Source organism: Candidatus Rokuibacteriota bacterium (assembly GCA_016209385.1).
Taxonomy (GTDB): Bacteria; Methylomirabilota; Methylomirabilia; order Rokubacteriales; family CSP1-6; genus JACQWB01.
In genome coordinates this window covers 1-21,251 of sequence record JACQWB010000282.1, presented here as the reverse complement: position 1 = coordinate 21,251, position 21,251 = coordinate 1, and the positions used below count along the sequence as shown (strand labels likewise).

The 21,251-nt window shown below is 65.6% G+C and carries 13 protein-coding genes and 1 pseudogene; 8 read left to right on the top strand and 6 right to left on the bottom strand.

The window, feature by feature from the left end:
- Nucleotides 1-126: 126 nt before the first annotated feature.
- From HY726_21530 to HY726_21510, 5 genes are read right to left on the bottom strand one after another with little or no spacing between them, the layout of a single operon-like run.
- Nucleotides 127-2,415, bottom strand: a complete 2,289-nt coding sequence (locus tag HY726_21530; protein MBI4611579.1) for a response regulator — start codon at nucleotides 2,413-2,415, stop codon at nucleotides 127-129.
- 11 nt (nucleotides 2,416-2,426) lie between these two features.
- The gene (locus tag HY726_21525; GenBank protein MBI4611578.1) at nucleotides 2,427-4,466 is read right to left on the bottom strand and encodes a GAF domain-containing protein; all 2,040 of its coding nucleotides are present in this window, start codon (nucleotides 4,464-4,466) and stop codon (nucleotides 2,427-2,429) included.
- A complete protein-coding gene (locus HY726_21520; GenBank protein MBI4611577.1) occupies nucleotides 4,463-6,934 on the bottom strand; it encodes a GAF domain-containing protein in 2,472 nt (823 codons plus the stop codon). The genes HY726_21525 and HY726_21520 overlap by 4 nt, the downstream gene beginning before the upstream one ends.
- Nucleotides 6,935-6,970: 36 nt before the next feature.
- Entirely contained in the window at nucleotides 6,971-9,454 is a 2,484-nt protein-coding gene (locus HY726_21515) for a PAS domain-containing protein (protein ID MBI4611576.1), read from the bottom strand.
- Nucleotides 9,454-10,701 carry a beta-ketoacyl-[acyl-carrier-protein] synthase family protein gene (locus HY726_21510; protein ID MBI4611575.1) on the bottom strand — a complete coding sequence of 416 codons (1,248 nt, stop codon included), beginning with the start codon at nucleotides 10,699-10,701 and terminating at the stop codon, nucleotides 9,454-9,456. The genes HY726_21515 and HY726_21510 overlap by 1 nt, the downstream gene beginning before the upstream one ends.
- 162 nt (nucleotides 10,702-10,863) lie before the next feature.
- Here HY726_21510 and HY726_21505 point away from each other — a divergent pair, with 162 nt between their 5' ends.
- From HY726_21505 to HY726_21480, 6 genes and pseudogenes are all read left to right on the top strand, one after another.
- A complete protein-coding gene (locus HY726_21505) occupies nucleotides 10,864-11,655 on the top strand; it encodes a hypothetical protein (protein ID MBI4611574.1) in 792 nt (263 codons plus the stop codon).
- A gap of 88 nt (nucleotides 11,656-11,743) precedes the next feature.
- A complete protein-coding gene (locus tag HY726_21500; GenBank protein ID MBI4611573.1) occupies nucleotides 11,744-15,781 on the top strand; it encodes a UvrD-helicase domain-containing protein in 4,038 nt (1,345 codons plus the stop codon).
- A gap of 360 nt (nucleotides 15,782-16,141) precedes the next feature.
- The gene (locus HY726_21495; protein ID MBI4611572.1) at nucleotides 16,142-16,582 is read left to right on the top strand and encodes a VOC family protein; all 441 of its coding nucleotides are present in this window, start codon (nucleotides 16,142-16,144) and stop codon (nucleotides 16,580-16,582) included.
- 22 nt (nucleotides 16,583-16,604) lie between these two features.
- Nucleotides 16,605-16,880: a CopG family transcriptional regulator gene (locus HY726_21490; protein MBI4611571.1), complete on the top strand. Its 276-nt coding sequence runs from the start codon at nucleotides 16,605-16,607 to the stop codon at nucleotides 16,878-16,880.
- A 43-nt stretch (nucleotides 16,881-16,923) separates the two neighbouring features.
- Nucleotides 16,924-18,132 (top strand): annotated as a pseudogene (locus HY726_21485) (YeeE/YedE family protein).
- 126 nt (nucleotides 18,133-18,258) lie between these two features.
- On the top strand, nucleotides 18,259-18,720 hold the full coding sequence (locus HY726_21480; GenBank protein MBI4611570.1) for a hypothetical protein: 462 nt from the start codon (nucleotides 18,259-18,261) through the stop codon (nucleotides 18,718-18,720).
- A gap of 29 nt (nucleotides 18,721-18,749) precedes the next feature.
- Here the strand turns inward: HY726_21480 and HY726_21475 are convergent, their stop codons facing one another.
- Nucleotides 18,750-19,556 carry an SDR family NAD(P)-dependent oxidoreductase gene (locus tag HY726_21475; protein MBI4611569.1) on the bottom strand — a complete coding sequence of 269 codons (807 nt, stop codon included), beginning with the start codon at nucleotides 19,554-19,556 and terminating at the stop codon, nucleotides 18,750-18,752.
- A 151-nt stretch (nucleotides 19,557-19,707) separates the two neighbouring features.
- Between HY726_21475 and HY726_21470 the strand changes: the two genes are divergently transcribed.
- Together HY726_21470 and HY726_21465 are read left to right on the top strand one after the other, a co-directional pair.
- Nucleotides 19,708-20,655 carry a hypothetical protein gene (locus HY726_21470; protein MBI4611568.1) on the top strand — a complete coding sequence of 316 codons (948 nt, stop codon included), beginning with the start codon at nucleotides 19,708-19,710 and terminating at the stop codon, nucleotides 20,653-20,655.
- A gap of 48 nt (nucleotides 20,656-20,703) precedes the next feature.
- Nucleotides 20,704-21,117 carry a hypothetical protein gene (locus HY726_21465; GenBank protein MBI4611567.1) on the top strand — a complete coding sequence of 138 codons (414 nt, stop codon included), beginning with the start codon at nucleotides 20,704-20,706 and terminating at the stop codon, nucleotides 21,115-21,117.
- The last annotated feature ends 134 nt before the right edge of the window (nucleotides 21,118-21,251 follow it).

Below are 21,251 nucleotides of genomic sequence, written 5' to 3'. Positions count from 1 at the left end.
GCGCGGCGGGGTCGGCCATGCCGTGAGGCAGGCCCCCCGCCGCGCGAGGCCCGAGTCGATTGCGCGGGCCGGGTACCCACCGCGGAGCGGTGGGTGCGCGCTCGAACCAGATTTTTCCGCAGCCCGCTACTCCGCGAGCGTGTGTCCGACGGTCTGAAGGAGGTCCTCCGGCCGCACGGGCTTGAAGAGGCAGTGCTGGATGCCGCGGGTCCGGCAGCGCTCCTGGTCCTCTTCGGATAACCCCCACCCGGTGATGAAGGCGATCGGGACCTGCGGGTCTAGGGCGCGGATCCGATCGGCCACTTCCCAGCCGGTCATCCCCGGCATCCCGATATTAGTGAGGACGAGGTCGAAGCGTCCCGGCGCGAAGAGGGTCATGGCCTCGGCGCCGCTCGTCGTTGGCGTCACGCTGTGGCCCCCGATCCTCAAGATCTCCGCGAGCACCTCCAGCACCTTGGGCTCGTCGTCGATGACCAGGATGCGTCCGGGGTGAGCCTGCCAGGGCTTGGCCACGACCGGCGGCTCGGCGTCCGTTGCCTTCGCCACGGGGAAGCGAAGCGTGAAAGTGGTGCCCTCTCCTTCCCAACTCTCCACCCGGATCTCGCCCCGGTGACGCGTGACGATCGAGTAGGAGATCGACATCCCGAGGCCCGTGCCGGTCTTCCCCTTGGTGGTGAAAAACGGCTCGAAGATCCGGCGTCGCACCGCCTCCGACATTCCCGTACCCGTGTCGCTCACGGTGGCGACGACCGCGTCACCCTCTTGCTGCGTGGCGATCGTCAGACTGCCGCCCGAGGGCATCGCGTCGATCGCGTTCAGGATCAGGTTCGTGATCACCTCGGCCAGCGCCGCGGGGCGGCCGAGGATCGGTGGGAGCGGCGTGAGGTCAAGGCGAAGGTGCAGCGGCAGCCCGCGCTTGCCGGCCTGCTCCTCCCAGCGGGGGCGCGTGATGGCCACCGCCTCCCGGATGACCTGGTTCAGGTCCAGCGCGATGGACGCCTCGTCCGGCCTGAGCCGGGCGAACTGCTGGATCCGCTTGACCGTCTCCGCGCCTCCGGTGGCGGCGGTCTGGATGACATCGAGCGCGCGCTGGAAGAGCTCGGGGTTGCCCGGGTTCCTGCCGAGCAGCTCCGAGTAGCTCAGGATCGCCTGGAGGAGGTTGTTGAAATCGTGGGCGATGCCGCCGGCGAGCTGGCCCAGCGCCGTGAGCTTTTCCGACTGTAGGAGCTTGGCCTCTATCTCGCGCTGGGTGGTGATGTCCCGGACGATCGCGAGGACGCCCTCCAGCTCGCCACCGCGTTCGCCGAGCGCCGACAGCGTCACGGCCAGCTCGGCGAACCGGCCGTCCTTTTTTGGACGGCGGACCTCGAAGTGACGCACGGGAACCCCGGCGAACAGCGCCTCCTTGGCCCGCCGGTACTCCGCCTCCGGGAGGAGAAGGGTGATCGGCTGGCCCCGGACCTCTCCCTCGGAGGCGGCGAAGATCCGCTCCGCCGCCGGGTTCCAGCCGACGATCCGGTCCTGCCGGTCGACGGCGATGATGGCGTCGCCGGCGGAGCGGACGAGCTGCTCTAGAGAGCGCTTGGTGTCCGTGATCTCGCCGTAGAGCCGGGAGTTGCGGACGGCGATGGCTACGTACTCCGAGAGCATCTCCAGCAGCTCGCGCTCGCGCGGGTCGATGGGCCGGCCCGAGGGGCTGTTGTCGGCGACCAGGTGGCCGAGGACCGCCTCCCCCTCGCGGATCGGGCAGACCACGCGGACCGGGCTGTCGGCCGGCGCGGGATGCTCCACGCCCAGGTGAATCGAGACCGTGTCGTACCCGAGTCCCGTCTTGAGCGATTCGGTGATCGCCCCGGTCATCTCCGCCAGATCGAGCTGTCCCAGGATTCCGCGGGAGATCTCGCGGAGGATGGAGAGCTGGGTCACCCGGAGCGACTGCTCCGCGGCTTCGCGACGCGCCGCCTCCTCGAGTTCCTGGGTCTTGGCCGAGAGAGCGCGCATCTCGCGGACGAGCCGGGCCACCCGCCCGCGGGTCCCCAGCTCGGCCTGGCGGCGGGTCAGGGCGCGGCGCGCCGTCTCCTCGAGGTCGCGACGCGAGAAAGGTTTGATCAGGTACTCGAAGGCGCCGTGGGTCAGCGCGCTCTTGACCGTCTCGAGCGACGCGTAGGCGGTGATCATGACGACCTCGATCGAGGGATCGTGGGCTTTGATCCGCCGGAGCACCTCGATCCCATCGAGCGTCGGCATCTTGATGTCCATGAACACCAGGTCGGGGCGGAGGACCGGCAGGGCCTGAAGCGCAGCCTCGCCGCTGTCCACCGTGGCCACCTCGTAGTGAGGCTTGAGGATCATCCGGAGCGACTCGCGCGGCCCCACCTCGTCGTCCACGACGAGGACCCGTGGCTTCTCCACCATGGTCGGCTCCTTTACGACGCGGCGGCCGGCAGCGAGGCCAGGAAGGACACCTCGTGGCGTCCCTTCCGGGCCTGGAGCTGGCCTCCCAGGGCTTCGATGATCCGCTGGCTCACGCAGGGCCCCACGTCGATCAGGCTCTCCTGCACCATCTTGAGCGGGTCGAAGATCCGCTCGATCTCCTCGCTACTGACCTCGGCGGTGCGCGACGCGACCAGGATCTGAACGATCTCATCGTCGCTGTTGGGTCGGCCGATGGAGAGCGAGAGCTTGGCCTCCTCCCCGGGGCTCTTCCGCGCGAGGTACCAGACCAGGAACGAGACAGCTTTCTTGAGCTGGGCCCGGTCGCCCTTCACGCGGAGCGCGCCGGTGTCGGGGTAGAGGCTGACGATCACACGCTTGCCCGACGCCTCGTCGGTCAGCTGGAGGATCCGGGCATCCTCACCCTTGTCCTCGGCCGCGGCGCCCAGGCTCGCCAGGCACTCCTCGACCACGTCCTGCGCGTCCACCACCTCGAAGTTGAACGGTCCCTCGCTCACGAGGGCCGACAGTTTCTCGAAAAGCTCGACCATCCGGCGAACGTCGCGGCCCACCACGAGCGTGAACTGGTGACGGAACTCGGCGTCCTCGAATTGCTCCTCCAGGAGCTCCATGAACGTATTGATCGACACGAGCGGATTCTTGATCTCGTCGGAGATGCGCGCGACGATTTGGCTCAGGAGCTGGAACTGCTCGGCCTGGCGCTTTTCCGCCGCGAGCTGCTTCGCACCGGTGAGGTCCTCGAACACCATCACGGCCCCGAGGGGGGTCGGGTCATCGCCGGCAATGGGATAGGTGGACACCTCGAGCGGCAGGTTCCGGAGGGCGAGCTGGATCTCCCTCCGGCGCACCGTGGTCCCGCGCGTGAGGCTCTCGTAGAGCATGTCGCCGAGGGGCGACGGGAGGACACGGAGATCGTGGTGCAGCACCGCTTCGGCCGAGAGCCCGAGGATCTCCTCCGCCCGCCGGTTCATGATGGTCACGCTCTCCTGGCGATCGATGGTGATCACCCCGTGGGCCATGTGGGAGAGAATCCGCTCGATGTACACCTTCTGGTAGTTGAGCTGGTGGTGGAGGCGGATGTCCCGGATGGCCGTGGCCAGATGCGTCGCCAGGTTGAAGAGGACCTCGGTCTCGCGATGCGAGTACGGGATGCCCGTGATCCGCTGCCCGAGCGTGAGGATGGCGACCAGCTCGCCGTGGGCGATGAGCGGGATCGCGAGCACCGCCTGGAGCATCGCGAGCTCCCGGGCGAGATCGCGTGTCTGCCACTCCTGAGCGCGCGCCCGGGCCTCCTCGGCGTGGATCAGCCGGCCCTGCGTCTGCAGCCAGAGCGGGAGCCCACCCTCCGCCGAGAGGCGAGCCGCCGCGACGACCTGCGGAGCCAGCCCGCGCTGCGCCCGAATGGTGAAGCTCGTTCCGGTCTCGTCCGCCAGGAGCAGGGCCGCGCGGCTCGGCTTCACCATCTCGGCGACGGCGTCGAGGAAGAGGTTCAGGATCCGGGGCAGGTCGAAGCCGGCCGACAGGGCCTTGGCGACCTCTTTCACCACCGGAGCCAGGTCCGGGTGCGTGACCTCGGGGGTCCCGTTCGTCTCGGTTGCGGGTTCCTGGGCCGCGGCGGGTCGGCGGGCGCGGAGCGAGGCGACCTGCAGCAGAAGCTCCTGCTTTTCCTCGCCCTGCCGGATCACCAGCGCGAGTTCCTCACGCGTGAACGGCTTCCGGAGCACGAGGTCCGCGGCCTCGAGCGCTTCGCGGTCCTCGGGCGCGAGCCCCTCGGTCTGGTACAGGCACACGACCACCGCGGAAGGGGAGAGCTGGCGCGAGCGGGCGATGAAGCTCGTGAGGTTGCGGACGGGAGCGGTGACATCGATGAGGACCAGGTCCACCTCGGTCGTGCGGAGCATCCGAAGCGCCTCGTCCTGACCGGACTCGGTGAAGACCGATCGATTGCCCAGCTCCCGGAGGAGTCGGGCGCAGAGCGGAGGATCCGCCGTGACGACGAGGGCGGCTCTCATGCCTTGAGCTCTTCCGGGACCTCGACGGCGACCGGGAACTCGAGGGTCAGGATCGCGCCGCGCCCCCCGGGCCCATTCTCGGCCCGAATCGTGGCACGGTGCACGTCGGCAATCGCCCGGCAGATGGCGAGCCCGAGCCCCGAGCCCCCGGGCTTCGTCGTGAAGAACGGATCGAAGACCTTGCCCAGCAAGGCCTCAGGAATCCCGGGGCCGGTGTCGGAGACCTGAAGCCGGAGCGCGGCGGCCCGGCCCGGTTCTTCGTGCTTGTCCAGCCGGATCGTCAGCTCCCCGTCGGGTCCCATCGCCTGCAAGGCATTGAGAAACAGGTTCAGGAACAACTCCTCGAGCTTCTCCGGATTGCCGGCCACGGGACACACGTCTACAGGGTACTGCCGGTGCACAACCGTTCGCGCCTCCTCCAACTGGCCTTGCAGGAGCTGGAGGGTTGCCTCGATAGGCTCCCGGAGGTCGAGGGGTTGGAGCTGATCCTCGGGCGGTTTCGACAGATCGCGCAGGCGTTCCAGGAGACCTTCGATGCGGCCGATCTCCCGGACGGCGACCTTCGCGAAGTCCTCGCGGAAATCCTCGTTGGTGAACTTCTTCGGGAGGAGTTGGGCGAACGTCTTAATCGCGACCAGCGGATTCTTGATCTCGTGGGCGATCCCGGACGCGAGGGCGCCGAAGGACGCGAGCCGTTCGGCGCGTTGTTTCTCCCGCTCGAGCTCCTTGAGATGGGTGAGATCGCTGAAGACGAGCACGGCGCCCAGAAGACGTCCGTAGCTGTCGTGGAACGGCGAGGTGGAGTACACGACGGGCGCCGCGCCCCCCGTGCTCCCCGAGAGCGTCGTCTCGACGTGGAGCCGGGGCTGGCCGTCGGCCAAGGTCGCGCCGATCGCGGCTGAGAGCGCCGCAGGGAGTTGGCCCACGAGGCCCGAGCGGACGCGCGTGGCATCGAGCCCGGTGAGGCGCTCCGCGGCAGGGTTGAACAACGTGACGTGGCCCTCCACGTTGACCGCCACGACCCCGCTCTCCATGGTCTTGAGGATGTTCTCCACGTACTCGTTGACGAGCACCACCTGGTGATAGAGCTGGGCGTTCTTGATCGCGATGGCCGCGTGGCCGGCAAGCGTGGAGAGGAGATCCAGGTCCTCCGCGAAATACGGATCCCCCGAGCGCTTGGGGCCGACCACCAGGAAGCCGGTCAGCTCGTTCTCGTGGAGGATCGGAACAGCCACTTCGCCGCCGAGTCGGTGAAGGTCGTCGAGGGCAAGGACGGTGTCCGGGCGCGCGACGCCGTGGATCAGGTCATCGCGGAGCATCGGGGCCCTCTCTGCGCGGAGCAGCGCGGGGAGGCCGGCTGTTTCCGATATTGGCGGCAGGTCACGGGGACCTTTGATGTCTACCCCGCCTCGCATTGCCGCGAGCCGATACTCGCCCCGGTCAGAGTCGCGGACGAAGATTTCGACGATCTCCGGCTGGAACGTCCGGCTCGTCACATCGCACGCGTACGGCAGGAGCGACCGTAGCTCAAGCATCGTCGCCATCCGTCGCGTGGCCTCCCGAAACGTCCGTTGGTAGTCGTAGGTGCTCCGGTAGAGATAGCGGTCGAAGGTCCGTTGGATCTGGCCTTTCAGGGGAGCGAACAGCAGCGCCACGACCAGACCGAGCACGATGTCCCGCGCCATCCCCAGCTGATCTTCGGGGAACAGAACGTTAGAGCTGACGATGAGCCCAGTAAGGATCCCACCTGCCGCGACAAACGCCGCTATATACACCACGCCCTTTTTGACGACCACCCGGATGTCCATCAGCCGATGCCGGATAATCGCATGCCCGATCATCGTTAGGCTGAGGATCCCGACAAGCGGGCCGTATTTGGTGAACTGAGAGGTTCCAAAAATCAGAGGAATAAGCAAGTTGGTGATGGCGCCGAGCATAATTGGTATCAGAAGCCCGAGAACGAGATAGCGGAGTTGCAGCTTCATGAGACCAACCGAGTGACGATAGTGCCATATCAAAGTAAGAAACCCATGACCAAAGCATGTCCAGAAGTACAGCGCGAAGAGATGGTAAAGCGGACCATAAGTCCATTGAATTCCCCCGGGGATCAAGGCCACCGAACGCGCAACTAGAGGAGTGAAGGATACAAAGGTGAAAAATCCACATAGAATACCGAAGAGTACGATGTCCCACTCCCACTGCAACTCAGATCTGGGCGGGAAAACCTTGGAGAGCACGAGCACGCCAAAGGCGACCAAGCTGCCGGCAGCAAAGGGTAAACGCGCGAATGTTGTATACGCCCAGGGCTCGTTATGAGCGAAGAAGACTCCCAAGACCCAAAGCCCGCCAGCCGTCGCGACCCAGGCAAAAGTCCTGTTAGGCGCTTTTGTGGGGTTCTTCTGGAGAACATACCAGCCGATCAGGACATTAAGAATGCTGATGAGAACGAGGATGACGTTTAAGCTCATATCCGGCGCTTTAGCTCAGTGTCAATGTTCGCAGTATCACGTCTTGATCGTTGTCGGTACATCCTGTGCGACGGGGAATTCGATGACTATCGTTGCACCGCGAGCGTCGGAATTGTTCTGGGCGCGAATTGTCGCGCGATGAGCGTCCGCAATCCCCCGGCAGATCGACAGCCCCAGCCCAGACCCTCGCGGCTTGGTCGTTACGAACGGATCGAAGATCCTTCCCACCAGAGATTCAGGGATTCCCGATCCGGTATCCTCGATGTCCGCGACGACGCTCTGGTTCCCGAAATACTCACGGGTCGTCAACCTGATCGAGAGCTCGCCTCCAGGCTCCATCGCTTCCAAGGCGTTCATGAAGAGGTTGAGGAAGAGCTGCTTGAGCTGCGCTGGATCACCAGCGACGAGAGGCAATTCGCTCGGGTAAGCACTTTTGACCGTGATGTGTGCTTGCTTCAGTTGGCCACGGAGAAGGGCTAGAGTCTCCTCTATCGGGACTTTAAGGTCCACTGGTGTTAAGGAGCGCGCGGCCGGAGTGGCAAGGCCTCGGAGGCGAGCAACCAATTCGTCAATCCGTTCAATCTCGCGTGTAACGACCTTGGAGAACTCTCCACGGAAGTCTGCCTCCGTGAAGCGTTCGGGCAGTAGCTCAGCGAAAGTCTTGATCGCAACGAGGGGATTCTTGATCTCGTGGGCGATGCCGGAGGCAAGCGCCCCGATCGACGCGAGCCGCTCGGCGCGTTGCTTTTCACCTTCGAGCTCCTTCAATCGCGTCAAATCACTGAACACGGCGACAGCACCGAGGATTGTTCCGGAACGATCTCGGAGAGTGGACGTAGAGCAGATTACGGGAGTCAGATTTCCGGCGTCATCCTGGATTACGGTTTCCAAATGTGGGCGGGGCTGACCATCCTTTATAGTGGCTTCCAACGACTCTGCTAACGGGGAGGGCAGGGTATTTGGCGGGTTGTCCTTGATGTCCTTCGCTCGAAGCCGCGTCATACGCTCAGCAGCGGAGTTGAAGAGGGTCACAGTGCCGTCAGCGGCAACCGCCACAACCCCGCTCTCCATAGTGGCGAGGATGTTCTCGATGTATTCGTTGACCAGCACAACCTCACGGTAGAGTTGCGCGTTCTTGAGAGCGATCGCAGCCTGGCTGACGAGCGTGCTGAACAGGTCGATGTCCTCGGAGAAGTACGGATCGCCGGAGAGCTTGGGACCCATCAAAAAGAAGCCGGTGAGCTTCTCGTCCTCGAGGATAGGCATAACGAACTCACTCCCAAGACGGCGTAGGTCTTCGAGAACGGCTTGAGTCTCGGCGTCAGAAGCGAGTCGTTTCAGCTCATCGCCTAGGACGTGAGTCTTCCGTTTGGAGAGTAAAGTCAGGAGGGCGGAAGAAGCATGTACAACTTCCTGTCCCTGGATTTCGCCGACTTCGATGCTCCTTCGAATAGCTAACCTTCTGTACGTGGGCGCAGTTAGATCCAAGGTGTAGACCGCCACAAACTCAGGTTTTACCGTCTTGGCGATCGCCTCGCAGGCGTAGTGAAGCAGTGCGTCGAGATCGAGTATCCCCGCCATAGTCCTGGTGATCTCACGAATGGCGCGCTGGTAGTCGTAAGGTTCCCGGAAGAAATAACGGTCCACCCAGCCCTGACCCCAGCGCTTAAGGGGCTGAAAGAGTAGCGCGATCAAGAGGACGAGCGTCAGTTCCATCCACAGGGGTAGGTCTCTTGGCCGTGAGCCTAGTAGTCCCGACGATAGCCAAACTAGCAGCACGAACACGCCGCCGGCCACTGCGACTGCAAGGAGATACGTCACGCTCCTGCGGATGACAAGTCGGATGTTCATCAGTCGATAACGAATGATGGAGTGAGCAATCAACGCGATCATCAAGATGCTGAATAGTGGCCCGTAGGGACTGAAGCGAGACGAGCGAAAGGCCAAGGGCACGATGAGATTTGTGATCGTTCCGCCCAGGATCGGTAATAGGACGGCAAGGAATACGTATCGGACTTGCAAGTTTTCGATTCCCTTGAGAATGCGCAACTTTCTTGCAAGGAAGAACAGACTATAGCTTAGACAAGATATGAAATAGACCCCGAAAAGTGGATGGAGTGGGCCATACGTCACATGGAGTACGCCGTTTATCGCGCTCGTGCTTGTCGCTATAAGAGGCGTGAACGAAACGAGAAATGCACCGACACCGGTTGCGGTGAAGAGCCGGCTCAGCATTCGTGAGGGAGCAGGCCGTGGGGAGGGAAAGGCACTAGCAAAGAGAAAGAAGAACAAGGGGATGGCGGACGCGGAGGCAAAGGCCATCCTCGCCCAAATTACTCCCCAGTGCGTTACGGCAAATGCGTTGACGAGACCATTGCTCAGGGTCCAAGCAGCTACGGCAGCAGAAAAGATACCGAAATATCGGTTAATTCGTTGGGATGGGTTCCTAAACCAAACCGCTAGCCCCAAAGTGAGATTGGCGAGTGTGGTTAGTGCGAGAATCGCGAAATGCTCTGTCATTATATTTTGGAGTGTCCCAGGATAAGCACGGAGTGGGTGCCGCCCATGGCATGGGCGTTAATCAAAACGTTCCTGACCCGAGACACTCGTGCCTGGTTTGGCACATAATCGAGGTCGCACTCAGGATCTGGCGTTTCTAAGTTAATGGTTGGCGGGATAACCGATTGCTGCAATGTCAGACACGCTGAAGCGATTTGCAAGGATGACGCTGCCCCCATGGCATGGCCAATCATCGATTTAATTGAACTGACGGGTATGTTATAAGCAACCTCACCGAATGCGCGCTTGAAGGCTCGAGTCTCGACAAGATCGTAATCCGGGAGAGCGTTGCCATGGGAGTTTATGAAGTCGATGAGAGTTGACCCGAGACTCGCTCGGACCAACGCTGTATGAATGGCCTCGGTGAGCGCGAGTTCGCCGGCATCGATCCGCGAACCGTATCCCCCTTCGTTTCCAGTCCCGAACCCGAGAACTTCGGCGTAGACTGTCGCTCTCCTCGCAATGGCATGTTCCATATCTTCAAGAACACAAACTGCCGAGCCTTCCCCGAGCACGATGCCGTCGCGTCGCAGGTCATAGGGCCTTGAGCCTCGGGTTGGTGGATCATCGAACTTGGAGAGAGTTCCAGAAGCGCAAAAAGTCGCAAAGCAAAGCGGAGAAATCGGGGCTTCGGTGCTTCCTGCGAAGACGACATCCGCATGCCCGTCGCTGGTCTGCGAGTATCCCCACTGAACGGCATCCAAACCGGTGGTGCATGCGGAAGCCAGAGTCATGGCTTGACCGCGAATTCCAAGTTCCATCGACACATGACCGACGGGGGCGTGAGCTGGGTACTCGATGCCACTCATTTCTGGAATGCCGCTGACTCCTGAGTGCTGAAAACCTATTCTAGCTGCCTCGTACACGTCTCCGACGCCGTTTGCGGACGTCCCAACGCAAACCATGACTCGTTCAGCTGACTCTTGAGTCAGAACGATCCCCGAATCTTCGAGGGCGAGCTTGGCGGCGGCGACGGCGAACTGCGAGAAGCGGCCGCGGTGCTTGACCCTTCGGGGATGCATGAAGTCCGCGGGGTTGAAGTTGCGGACCTCGGCGGCGACCTTGCAGGGGTAGGGCGAGGGATCGAACGCGGTGATATAGTCTACGGCGGAGTGCCCGGCGACGAGGTTCCTCCAGAATTGATCCTTGCCGATGCCATTGGGGGCCACCACGCCGAGGCCGGTGATCACTACCCGGCGCCGATTCATCGTGCAGGCCTCCCTCCTCAAGTTGGGCGGGGAAAAGTCGACATTACCCTAGCAGGGATGCTTCGGGAATTACAACAAATTTTCCTCTCCGGCGTGCCCTATCCGGCCTGCCCGGCCGATTGGCCGGCGACACGGTAGAATAGGCTCAGCCCTGGAGGTTCGGTGGGTCTCCGTCGGCGCGAGTTTCTGGTCTCGCTGCTGGCCTTTCCCCTGCTGTCGCGGGTCGGCCGGGCCGCCGAGTTGGTCCGCTCGGCGAGCTATCATGTCGACATCGGCATTCTATTCGGCCTGTTCACCTTCGCGCTGGACGGCGCGGTCGACGAGCAGGTGGACCGGACGGCCGGGCGGTATCGGGTCCTGGTCGCCGGGGACGGGCCGGGTATCGACAACCGGATCGAGTCGGAGGGGGTCATCCAGGCTGGCCGGTTCACCCCGACCAGTACCTCCGGGCTGTTCAGAGTCAAAGGGCGCGAGAGCCGGACCACCATCCGGTATGACTGGGACCAGGGCCGCGCCCACTATCAGCACAGGAGTCAGACCTTCCTGCTGGGGCGCGAGCGCCTGGCGGACGATGTGGTCGCGATTCCAGCCGGCCAGCCCCTGGACGACATCGTGACCGCCACCCTGAACTACGCCGAAGGGGTCCTGACCGGGAACGGACAGGGGAGCTACGAGACGTTCGTGGTCCGCCGGGCGCGCCCCAAACAGGAGGGCCCTGATGACGTGCCGCCCGGCCGCTACCGGGCCGAGATCGTCCCGCTTCGGTTCACCGTCACCGAAGACAAAGAGACCGGGCGGCCAGTGTGTCTCCTGGACCTCACGCGCTTTTCGTCCTGGGCGAGCGCCGCTAACCCTGCCCGGATCGTCTTCGGAGCGAACCGGCGGCCCGAGTCTATCCACGCCTCCCTGATCCTGGGCACGGCGGTCCGGATTACATTCCGCCGGGCGTCGTGATCGTCCCGGCGGGAGGGTGACCTGCCGGCCGCGGGGCCCCCGGCTTCGCGTGGCGCCCGGTCGCGGTAAATCGGGTACAATCGCCTCGATGGTCAAGCAGGTGGAGCCGGGCGTTGCGCGGATCCTGGACGGGCTCAACGACGCCCAGCGCGAGGCTGTCACCCACGACCAGGGTCCCCTCCTGATCGTTGCCGGCGCCGGGACTGGCAAGACGACGGTGCTCACCCGGCGCATCGCGTACCTGATCGCCGCGAAGCGCTGCCGCCCCGGGGAAATCCTCGCCCTCACCTTCACGGACAAGGCCGCCGCCGAGATGGAGGAGCGAGTGGATATGCTCGTTCCCTATGGCTACGCGGACGTCCGGATCGCCACGTTCCACGCCTTCGGCGATCGCCTCCTCAAGGAGAACGCCCTGGAGGTGGGGCTCACGCCCGACTTCAGGGTGCTGAATCGGGCCGAGCAGATCGTGTTCTTCCGCGATCACCTCTTCGAGTTCCCGCTCGAGCACTACCGGCCGCTGGGCGACCCGACGCGGTACCTGGACGCGATCATCGGGCTGTTCTCGCGTGCCAAGGACGAGGACGTGTCGCCGGAGGAGTACCTGGCCTACGCGGAGCGTCTGGCTGCCGCAGCCGCCGGCCAGGCCGAGGATGTCGAGCTGAGAGATCGGGCGGCCCAGCAGCTCGAGCTGGCGCGGACCTACGCCAAATACCGGGAGCTGATGACGGTCAGTGGCAGCATCGACTTCGGGGACCAGATCGTCTATGCCCTCCGCCTCTTCCGCGCGCGTCCCTACGTCCTGGCCAACTACCAGCGCCGCTTCAAGTACATCCTCGTGGACGAGTTCCAGGACACGAACTACGCCCAGTTCGAGCTGGTCAAGCTGCTGGCCGCCCGCCACAACAACCTGGTCGTCGTCGCCGATGACGACCAGTGCCTCCCGCCGGGCACACCCGTGGAGACGCCGACAGGCCAGCGTCCCATCGAGGCGATCCAGCCGGGTGATCAGGTAGTGACTGCCGTCGGCAAGGGGTTCCTCGGGGTAGGCCACGTCACCCGGGTATTCCGACGCGAGAAACACGCGCGCTTCTTGACGTTTGAGACCGAGTCCGGCTGTCGGATCACCACGACCGACAACCACAAGATGTTCTGTTACGTGCCCAGGGTCTCGCGATCACGGGCGTTCACCTATGTCTATCTCATGGAGCGGCGTGACCTGGGATGGCGGATCGGCGTCACGAAGGACCTCTCAGCCAGGCTCTGCCTGGAGCGTTCGGGCGATCGTATCGTGGGGCTCCGAGCCTGCCGGTCCGAGCAGGAAGCCCGGTACCTCGAAACGCTGTGGTCCCTCACGTACGGAATCCCGTCACTACCGTTCAAGCCCCGGAGACGGATGAAGGTGGTTGGGGAGTACCTCAGGCGCCTGTTCCGCGAGGTGGACTCGCGAAAGGGCGCGGAACGCCTGGCCACCCATCTGGGCGTGGACCTCAAGGCGCATCACTTTGCCCTGGGCGGTGTGCACCGGGGGGGCCAATCGCGCGTCAAGGTCATCCTCACCATGTGCTACCGGCGGACCGTGCCGAAATCGCGCGGTCGCCTTCTGAAAGCTCCTCAGGTTCTCCACGCGGTCTCGCTGGAGACATCGGCACCCGAGGTCATCGAGCGACTCCGGGCGGCCGGGGTCCCGCTGCGCCGGGCGAGGAAAGGCTGGCAGGTGCGCACCACCAGTCCATCACTCCAGGAGATCGGGATCAACGCCGAGTTTCTCTGCGACCTGGTGGACGGCATTCTCGAGGTCCGCTTCGCGGTAGGCACCGTGAACGTGCAGCACAAGGCAGCGCTCGCGATGCCCGCTGGGAATGTGCTGCCGGGGCACTATCTTCCCATCGTCCGAATTAACCGGGTCGTCTACGAGCGCGTCGCGAAAGTGTCGGAGCAATTCCGCACGAGTGAGGTCTACGATCTGGAGGTGGACCGGACCCACAACTTCGTCGCTGACCGCGTGGTCGTTCACAACTCCATCTACAAGTTCCGGGGCGCGGCGATCTCCAACGTGCTGGGGTTCAAGCGGGTCTACCTCGAGGCGCGCGAGATCGTGCTGACGGAGAACTACCGCTCGCCGCAACCGCTCCTGGACGCGGCCTACCGGCTGATCACGCACAACAACCCCGACCGCCTCGAGGTCCAGTACGGCATCATCAAGCGCCTGACCTGCCGGATCCCGCTCGCCCAGGGCGACAGCGGCGGCGAACCCGTGCACCTCCACTTCGAGACCAGCACCCAGGAGGCGGATGCCGTCGCGCTGATGATCGAGCGCAAGGTCGATTCGGGAGCGCACCGTTACTCCGACTTCGCCATCCTGGTGCGTTCCAACAACGACGCCGACCCGTTCCTCCGTTCCCTCAACTTGCGCGCGATCCCCTGGACCTTCTCCGGCAACCAGGGCCTCTACGGCCGTCCGGAGGTGCGCCTGCTGATCGCCTTCCTCCGCGTGGTCGCCCACCCCGACGATTCGATAAGCCTCCACTACCTGGCCTCCTCCGACCTCTACCAGGCCCGGGCCGTCGACCTCGCGCGCTGCGGCACGTACGCCGATCGGAAGAACCGCTGGCTCTTCGACGTCATGCGACGCCTGGAGGAGTTGCCCGAGGTCCGGGACGAGGTCTCCGAAGCCGGAGCCCTGGCCATCCAGCGGGTGGTGAAGGACCTGGAGCGCTATATGGAGCTGGGGCGGGAGCTGCCGACTGGGGAGCTGCTCTACCAGTTCCTCACCGACACGGGGTGGCTCGCCCGGATGTCCAAGGCTTCGACGGCCCGCGAGGAGGCCGAGGTGCAGAACGTCTCGAAGTTCTTCCGCCGGATCCAGGGCGCCTCGAAGGTCCTCCGCTACGACAATGTCCGCGAGTTCGTCAACCACCTGGACGCCCTGATCGGGGCCGGGGAGGATCCGGCGATCGCCGAAGCGGAGGTGGACGCGCCCGCCGTCCATGTCCTGACGGTGCACAAGGCCAAGGGGCTCGAGTTCCCGGTGGTGTACGTCGTGGGGCTCGTTCAGAACCGGTTCCCTTGGCCGACGCGCCGCGACCCCCTCGAGCTGCCCGACGAGCTGATCAAGGACACGCTCCCCGCCGGCGACTTCCACCTCCAGGAGGAGCGGCGGCTCGTCTACGTGGCGATGACGCGCGCCAAGCGGGAGCTCTACCTCACCTCGGCGCGCGACTACGGCGGCACGCGGGAGCGGAAGGTGAGCCAGTTCGTCCTCGAGGCGCTCGACCTCCCGAAGGACGCCACGCGACCGTTCAAGGCCCACCCGATCGAGGAGATCCACCGCTTCGCGCCCGCCGCGGAAGCGGCGGTCGAGGGTGAGCTGGCGCTTGCGCCGGACGACCCCCTCGAGGTGAGCCACAACAAGGTGGACGACTACCAGACCTGTCCGCTCAAGTACAAGTACATCCAGGTCCTCCGCGTCCCGATCCTCCGCCACCACGCGGTCGTCTACGGCAGCACCCTCCACCGCGTGGTCGAGCACTACCTGCGTCGGCGCGCGGCCGGCCTGTACACCCCCCTCGAGGACCTGCTGGGTGTCCTCGAGCGCGAGTGGCGGAACGAGGGGTTCCTCACCTGGGTGCATGAGGAGGCGCGGAAGCAGGCCGGCCGGGAGGCGGTCAGGCGCTTCTGGCACGAGGAAGAGGCCTCGGGGGGAAAGCCCACCCACGTCGAGCGCGACTTCGGCTTCAACCTTGGCCCCGACCACGTGCGGGGGCGCTGGGACCGGGTGGATGAGCTCGAGGAAGGTCCGGTCATCATCGACTATAAGTCCTCCGACGTCCGGGACCAGCGGAAGGCGGACGAGCGCGCGGGCGACAGCCTCCAGCTCAAGATCTACGCGCTCGCGTGGAAGGAGATGTTCGGGCGGCTCCCGGCGCGCGTGGAGCTGCGGTTTCTGGAGTCGGGCGTGGTGGGCCGCCACACCCCGACGGCGGAGGATGTCAGCGAGGCCATCGGCGCCGTGAAGGCGGCGGCGGCTGGCATCCGCGCGCGCCGCTTCGAGGCGACGCCGTCGTATCAGGCCTGCCGGTTCTGCGCCTACAACCAGGTCTGCCCGTTCACCGCGACCCGGGAGTAGGGTTACCGGGGGGGGACGGCAGGCCCTCGACTTTAGACCTAAAAGAGTCGAGAAAATGCCGAGTTACATGCCACTGCGTGCCATTTTGGATACTCCCGGTCGACCAGCTACAACGGCTTGGGGCTAGTATGTTCAGTTCGTATACGGTTGAATACAATGATACGGACAAACTATGTGGAGTCGAGCTACATCGCGCTTCGTAATGGGACGAGCATACTAGGGGCTGCTGCGATTTTCATTTTGGCAGTGGCGGCATGGGGGTGAGGCGGCCCCGGATAAAGGCCCGGGCATGGCGGCACACCAGGCCCGATTCCCCAAAGCGCATGCCCCTTCGCCGCGGCCCGGGAGTGAGCGCCGCTCATGAAGAAGCTGACGGGCGAGCCATGGATGCTTGCGGACGGTTATGGCCGGGGACTTCCGCCGTTTACGGTTAACCTCATCGTGCGGGACGTGGCGCGGTCACTTCGCTTCTACCGGGACGTGCTGGGGGCCACCGTCCACTACTCGGACCCCGACTTCGCCGCGCTCAAGGTGGGCCGCGCCGAACTGACGCTTCACGCCGACCATACCTACGACAAGCACCCGTGGTACTCGCGCCTCACCTCTGGTGAGCCCCGCGGTCTGGGCGCGGAGCTCCGTCTCTTCGGCGTGTACCCCGACGCCGTCGAGGCGCGCGCGTGTGAAGCGCGCGTGGTCGTCGTCCAGCCTGCCACCAGGAAAGAAGGGCATGGCTGGCGTGAGGTCACGGTGGAAGATCCGGACGGCTACGTCTGGGCCGTTGGCGTCCCGGTAGTACAATGATGCAGACGTCGAGGGGTCGGAGATGCGGATCAGGGTTCGACTGGATCCAAAGACCGAGAGCCTAATCAATCAGTTGGCCAGGCAGACAGGCCGGACGAAATCCGAGGTCATCCGGCAGGCGCTGAAAGCGTTCGCTCGCGCCGAGGCCCATGCAGAAACGCGTACCGGTCCCTACGGGGCGATCGCCCATCTGATCGGGTCTGCGCGTGGCGGGCCGAAGGATCTCTCGGAGCGAACGGGGAAGAAGCTGCGTATGCTCCTGCAGGCGCGCCGGCCAGGTTGGCCCGGTTTTCCGTGATTCCCTGAGTCGGATGGACCCCGTTACCGCCCCGTCTGTCGAAATGGCTGCCGTCGCGGCTGGCGGTCATAGCAGGCGCGCCCAGCCGCGCGTCGTAGGCGTGGCGAGCGCGCTCCTGCTCGCCGGCGCGGCCTGGCTGGCCGCGGAGTACGGCCTCCGGCAAGCTGCGCTCTTCCTCGTCGGCGCGGGCCTCGGCCTCGTCCTCTATCACTCGGCCTTCGGGTTCACCACGGCCTTCCGTGTCTTCGTCTCCGCTGGGGACGGCCGCGGCCTCCGGGCGCAGATGCTGATGCTCGCTGTGGCCACGCTGCTCTTCGCGCCGATGCTCGCCTCCGGGGAGGTCATGGGCCACGCTGTGGGTGGAGCAGTGGCTCCGGCCGGGGTATCCGTGCTCATCGGCGCCTTCATCTTTGCCATCGGCATGCAGCTCGGGGGCGGCTGAGGCTCCGGCACCCTGTTCCAGCTGGGAGCTGGAATCACGCGGACCGCGCTGGCGCTCGTCGCCTTCGTCGCAGGCTCCGTGCTCGCGACCTTCCACATGCCGTTCTGGTGGAATCTCCCCGCGCTCGGCGAGATCTCCCTCGGAGAGACGCTCGGCTGGACCGAGGCGGTGGCGCTCCAGCTCGCCGCGCTCGCGCTGCTCGCGGCGGCGACCGTGGGGATCGAGCGGTCGCGGCTCGGTCCGCGTCAGGCCGTCAAGCGCTCGGCCGGCGGCGTGGCCCGGCTGATCCACGGCCCGTGGCCGCTCCTGGCTGGGGCCGTGGCGCTCGCCGCGCTCAACGCGCTGACGCTCGTCCTGGCCGGGCACCCCTGGGGTATCACGTGGGCGTTTACCCTGTGGGGCGGGAAGCTCCTTCAGGCGGTGGGCTACGATCTCTCGACGGTGCCGTTCTGGAGCGGCGAGTTCCAGCAGGCCGCGCTGGCCGCTCCCGTGCTGGCCGACGTGACGACGGTGATGGACCTGGGCCTCGTCCTGGGCGCGTTCCTCGCCTCGGGGCTGGCCGGACGCTTCGCCCCGGCGCGGCGAATCCCGCTCGGCGTCGCCGTCGCGTCGCTGCTCGGCGGGCTCCTCCTGGGCTATGGCGCGCGGATCGCCTTCGGCTGCAACATCAGCGCCTACTTCAGCGCCATCGCCTCGACGAGCCTTCACGGCTGGCTGTGGGGCCTCGCGGCCCTCGCCGGCACACCGGTCGGGGTCGGGCTCCGCGCGCTCTTCTGGGCGGACCACGAGTCCGACGCGCCCGCCTGTTGAGCTGGGCTAGCGCCCCACTCCTCCTATCCATGGCCGGGTGTCTCCTCTGTGGGCCGAATCTGTATCCTCCCGGAGACAGTTCACCCAGGCCGGCCCGGGGTGGTATGCTGGGCCGGGTAGTCACGCATGGCCGAGCGCAATCCCCAGGAGGTCACCCTGAACACGCTGCACGAGGACCTGCGCGCGGGCTTCGCTGACCTGAAGGGCGAAATGCGCGCGGGCTTCTCTGACCTGAAGGGCGAAATGCGCGCGGGCTTCGCTGACCTGAAGGGCGAAATGCGCGCCGGCTTCGCCGACCTCAAGACCACGCTGGTCACGGGATTCGGTAACCTGCCCACCCGGGAGTCCAGCGAGGAGATGGTCCGGCTGCTCCGCGATTCGAACCGGCTCCAGGAGGAGCGGTTTACCCAGCTCGACCTCCGCATCCGCGAGCAGCACCTCGAGACCCAGCAGGCCCTCCACGCGGTAGCGGAGGGTCTGGGGGCCCTGACCGATGAGGGCAGGACGCTGTCCGCCGACATCAAGGCCCTCATCGCCCGCCTCGATGCGCTCATCAAAGGCCGGGGCGACGGCAGCCCTACCGCATAGCGCTCTTTTGCTCATGATCGGTCGCCCTTCTACGGCTCCCTGAGGATCGTCTCCTCCATCCGCTGGAAGCGCCGCCGGAGCGGCTCGAGCCCCTCACGGTGCGTGATCACGTAGAGCTGGTTCCGGCGGATCGCGGCGATCACCTGCTCGGCCACTTCCTCGGGCTTCAGGGTCCGTCCCATCAGCTCCACGGGCTCCCGCCCGGGCTGCCCGCCCGGGTTCCGCAGCGCCTCGGGGCGGGTCCGCTCACTCTCGCGGATGCGCGTCGCCACGCCCATCGGGCAGAGCACCGAGACCCCGATGTCGTAGGGCCTCAAGTCCTTGGCCAGCGTCTCCGAGAGCCCCACGACAGCGTACTTGGTCGTGTTGTAGATCCCGAGCCCCTGGGAGGCGACGAGGCCAGCCATGGAGGCGGTATTGATGACGTGGCCCCCCTCGCCCTGGGCGATCATGCGCGGGAGAAACGCGAGGAGGCCGTGGATCACGCCCCAGAGGTTGACGCCTATCACCCACTGCCAGTCGCGGTGCGTCGCGGTCTCGAGGCCGCCCCAGAGGGCCACGCCGGCGTTGTTGCAGAGGACGTGAACGCGGCCGAACGCGGTCCAGGCGCGCTCGGCCAGGGTCTGGACCTGGTCCGGAACGGAGACGTCGGTCCTGACCGCGACGGCGTTGCCGCCGGCCGCTTTGATCTCCTCGACAACGCGGGCCATCCCGGCCTCGTCGAGGTCCGCCAGAACGAGCCGGGCCCCTTCGCGCGCCAGTGCCAGGGCGAGCGCCCGGCCGATGCCACTCGCGCCTCCCGTGACGACAGCCACGCGGTCCTTCAAGCTCTCCATGGCTCCTCCCCGCGCGTTGCTCGCGCTGTGACGCCAGTCTCGGACCACGTCGAGGAGGTGTCAAGGGCATTGTCCGAGGCCTCGTGCTATCCTTGGGCTCGCCTGTCCCAGAGCCTGTCTGAATGCGGTACACTCTCGCCGGGAGGACGCCATGAGCAAGGGCGCAGAGGTGCGATACGCGGTGGTCGACGGGTGGGGGAGGCTGCCGCCGGGCTACCGCTACGTGGAGGCGGCCGGGGCGGCGGTGGACTCCAAGGACAATGTCTACGTCTTCTGCCGGGGCGAGCACCCGGTGATCGTCTTCGACCGGGAGGGCAACTTCCTCCGCTCCTGGGGCGAGGGGCTGGTCTCGCGGGCCCACGCGGTCACGATCGGCCCCGACGACGAGGTCTGGCTCACCGACGACGGGAACCACACCATCCGGAAGTTCACGCCCGACGGGAAGCTCCTCCTGACCATCGGCGATCCCGATAAGCCGGCGACGCTCCAGAGCGGCAAGCCCTTCAACCGCCCCACCCACGTCGCCCTCTGCCCGCGCACGGGTGACCTTTACATCTCCGACGGCTACGGCAACTCGCGCGTCCACAAGTACGACCCGCGGGGCCGACACCTCCTCTCCTGGGGCGAGCCGGGCACCGACCCCGGGTGCTTCAACCTCCCGCACAACATCGCCACGGATGCGGAGGGGCTCGTCTACGTCGCCGACCGGGAGAACCACCGGATCCAGATCTTCGATTCCCAGGGGCGCTACCTGGGGCAGTGGAACAACCTGCACCGTCCCTGCGGGCTCTTTGCCGACCCGCGGAACGAGCGCTACGTCTACGTGGGGGAGCTCGGCACCAGCCTGGCGGTCAACGCGGCGGTCCCGAATCTCGGAAACCGGGTGAGCATTCTCTCGACGAAGGGCGAGCTGGTCGCGCGGGTCGGCGACCGCTTCGGGGGCGAGCAGCCGGGCCAGTTCGTGGCCCCGCATGGCGTCGTGACCGACTCGCGGGGCGACCTCTACGTGGCCGAGGTCGCCTACACCTTCAAGGGCCGCCACGAGAACCCGCCGCGCGAGATCCGAAGCCTGCAGAAATTCGCCCGTACCGGGCGGTAAGCGGCGAAGATCGAGGGCACGCAACGCGCCACCGAGAAGGAGGGTCTTATGGCTGAGACGGTCAGTCTCGTCGACTACTTCTACATCGAGACCCCGGACAAGCCGGGCGAAGCCGCCCGCGTGCTGAACCAGCTCAAGGCGGCTGGCGTGAATCTCCTCGCGTTCTCGGGATTCCCGAAGGGCAAACGCTCGCAGCTCGACTTCGTTCCCGCCGACTCGTCCGGGTTCAGGGCGGTGGCGAAGGCGGCGAAGTGGAAGCTCAAGGGCCCGAAGAAGGGGTTCCTGATCCAGGGGGACGACCGGGTCGGGGCGCTCGCCGACCTCCTCCAGAGGCTGGCCGACGCCCGGATCAACATCACGGCCACCGACGCGGTCTGCGGCGGCGCCGCCCGCTACGGTGTGATCCTCTGGGTGAAGCCGCGCGACATCAAGCGGGCGGCCAAGGTGTTCGGGATCGCGTAGGACAATCGGAGGGGGCCCGGGTACCCGCGCCGGAGGCGCGGGTGTCCCCCTCCGAGGCCTCCCCCAGGAATGGTCGTTCGAGCCGAGGGGCTGCCGACGAGCCGCAGGCGAGGAGAGCCACGAGGCGAGGCCCG

Coding starts and splice junctions, on each gene's coding strand:
- HY726_21530 (MBI4611579.1), bottom strand. CDS start 2,415: ATGGTGGAGAAGCCACGGGTCCTCGTCGTGGACGACGAGGTGGGGCCG.
- HY726_21525 (MBI4611578.1), bottom strand. CDS start 4,466: ATGAGAGCCGCCCTCGTCGTCACGGCGGATCCTCCGCTCTGCGCCCGA.
- HY726_21520 (MBI4611577.1), bottom strand. CDS start 6,934: ATGAGCTTAAACGTCATCCTCGTTCTCATCAGCATTCTTAATGTCCTG.
- HY726_21515 (MBI4611576.1), bottom strand. CDS start 9,454: ATGACAGAGCATTTCGCGATTCTCGCACTAACCACACTCGCCAATCTC.
- HY726_21510 (MBI4611575.1), bottom strand. CDS start 10,701: ATGAATCGGCGCCGGGTAGTGATCACCGGCCTCGGCGTGGTGGCCCCC.
- HY726_21500 (MBI4611573.1), top strand. CDS start 11,744: ATGGTCAAGCAGGTGGAGCCGGGCGTTGCGCGGATCCTGGACGGGCTC.
- HY726_21495 (MBI4611572.1), top strand. CDS start 16,142: ATGAAGAAGCTGACGGGCGAGCCATGGATGCTTGCGGACGGTTATGGC.
- HY726_21490 (MBI4611571.1), top strand. CDS start 16,605: ATGCGGATCAGGGTTCGACTGGATCCAAAGACCGAGAGCCTAATCAAT.
- HY726_21480 (MBI4611570.1), top strand. CDS start 18,259: ATGGCCGAGCGCAATCCCCAGGAGGTCACCCTGAACACGCTGCACGAG.
- HY726_21475 (MBI4611569.1), bottom strand. CDS start 19,556: ATGGAGAGCTTGAAGGACCGCGTGGCTGTCGTCACGGGAGGCGCGAGT.
- HY726_21470 (MBI4611568.1), top strand. CDS start 19,708: ATGAGCAAGGGCGCAGAGGTGCGATACGCGGTGGTCGACGGGTGGGGG.
- HY726_21465 (MBI4611567.1), top strand. CDS start 20,704: ATGGCTGAGACGGTCAGTCTCGTCGACTACTTCTACATCGAGACCCCG.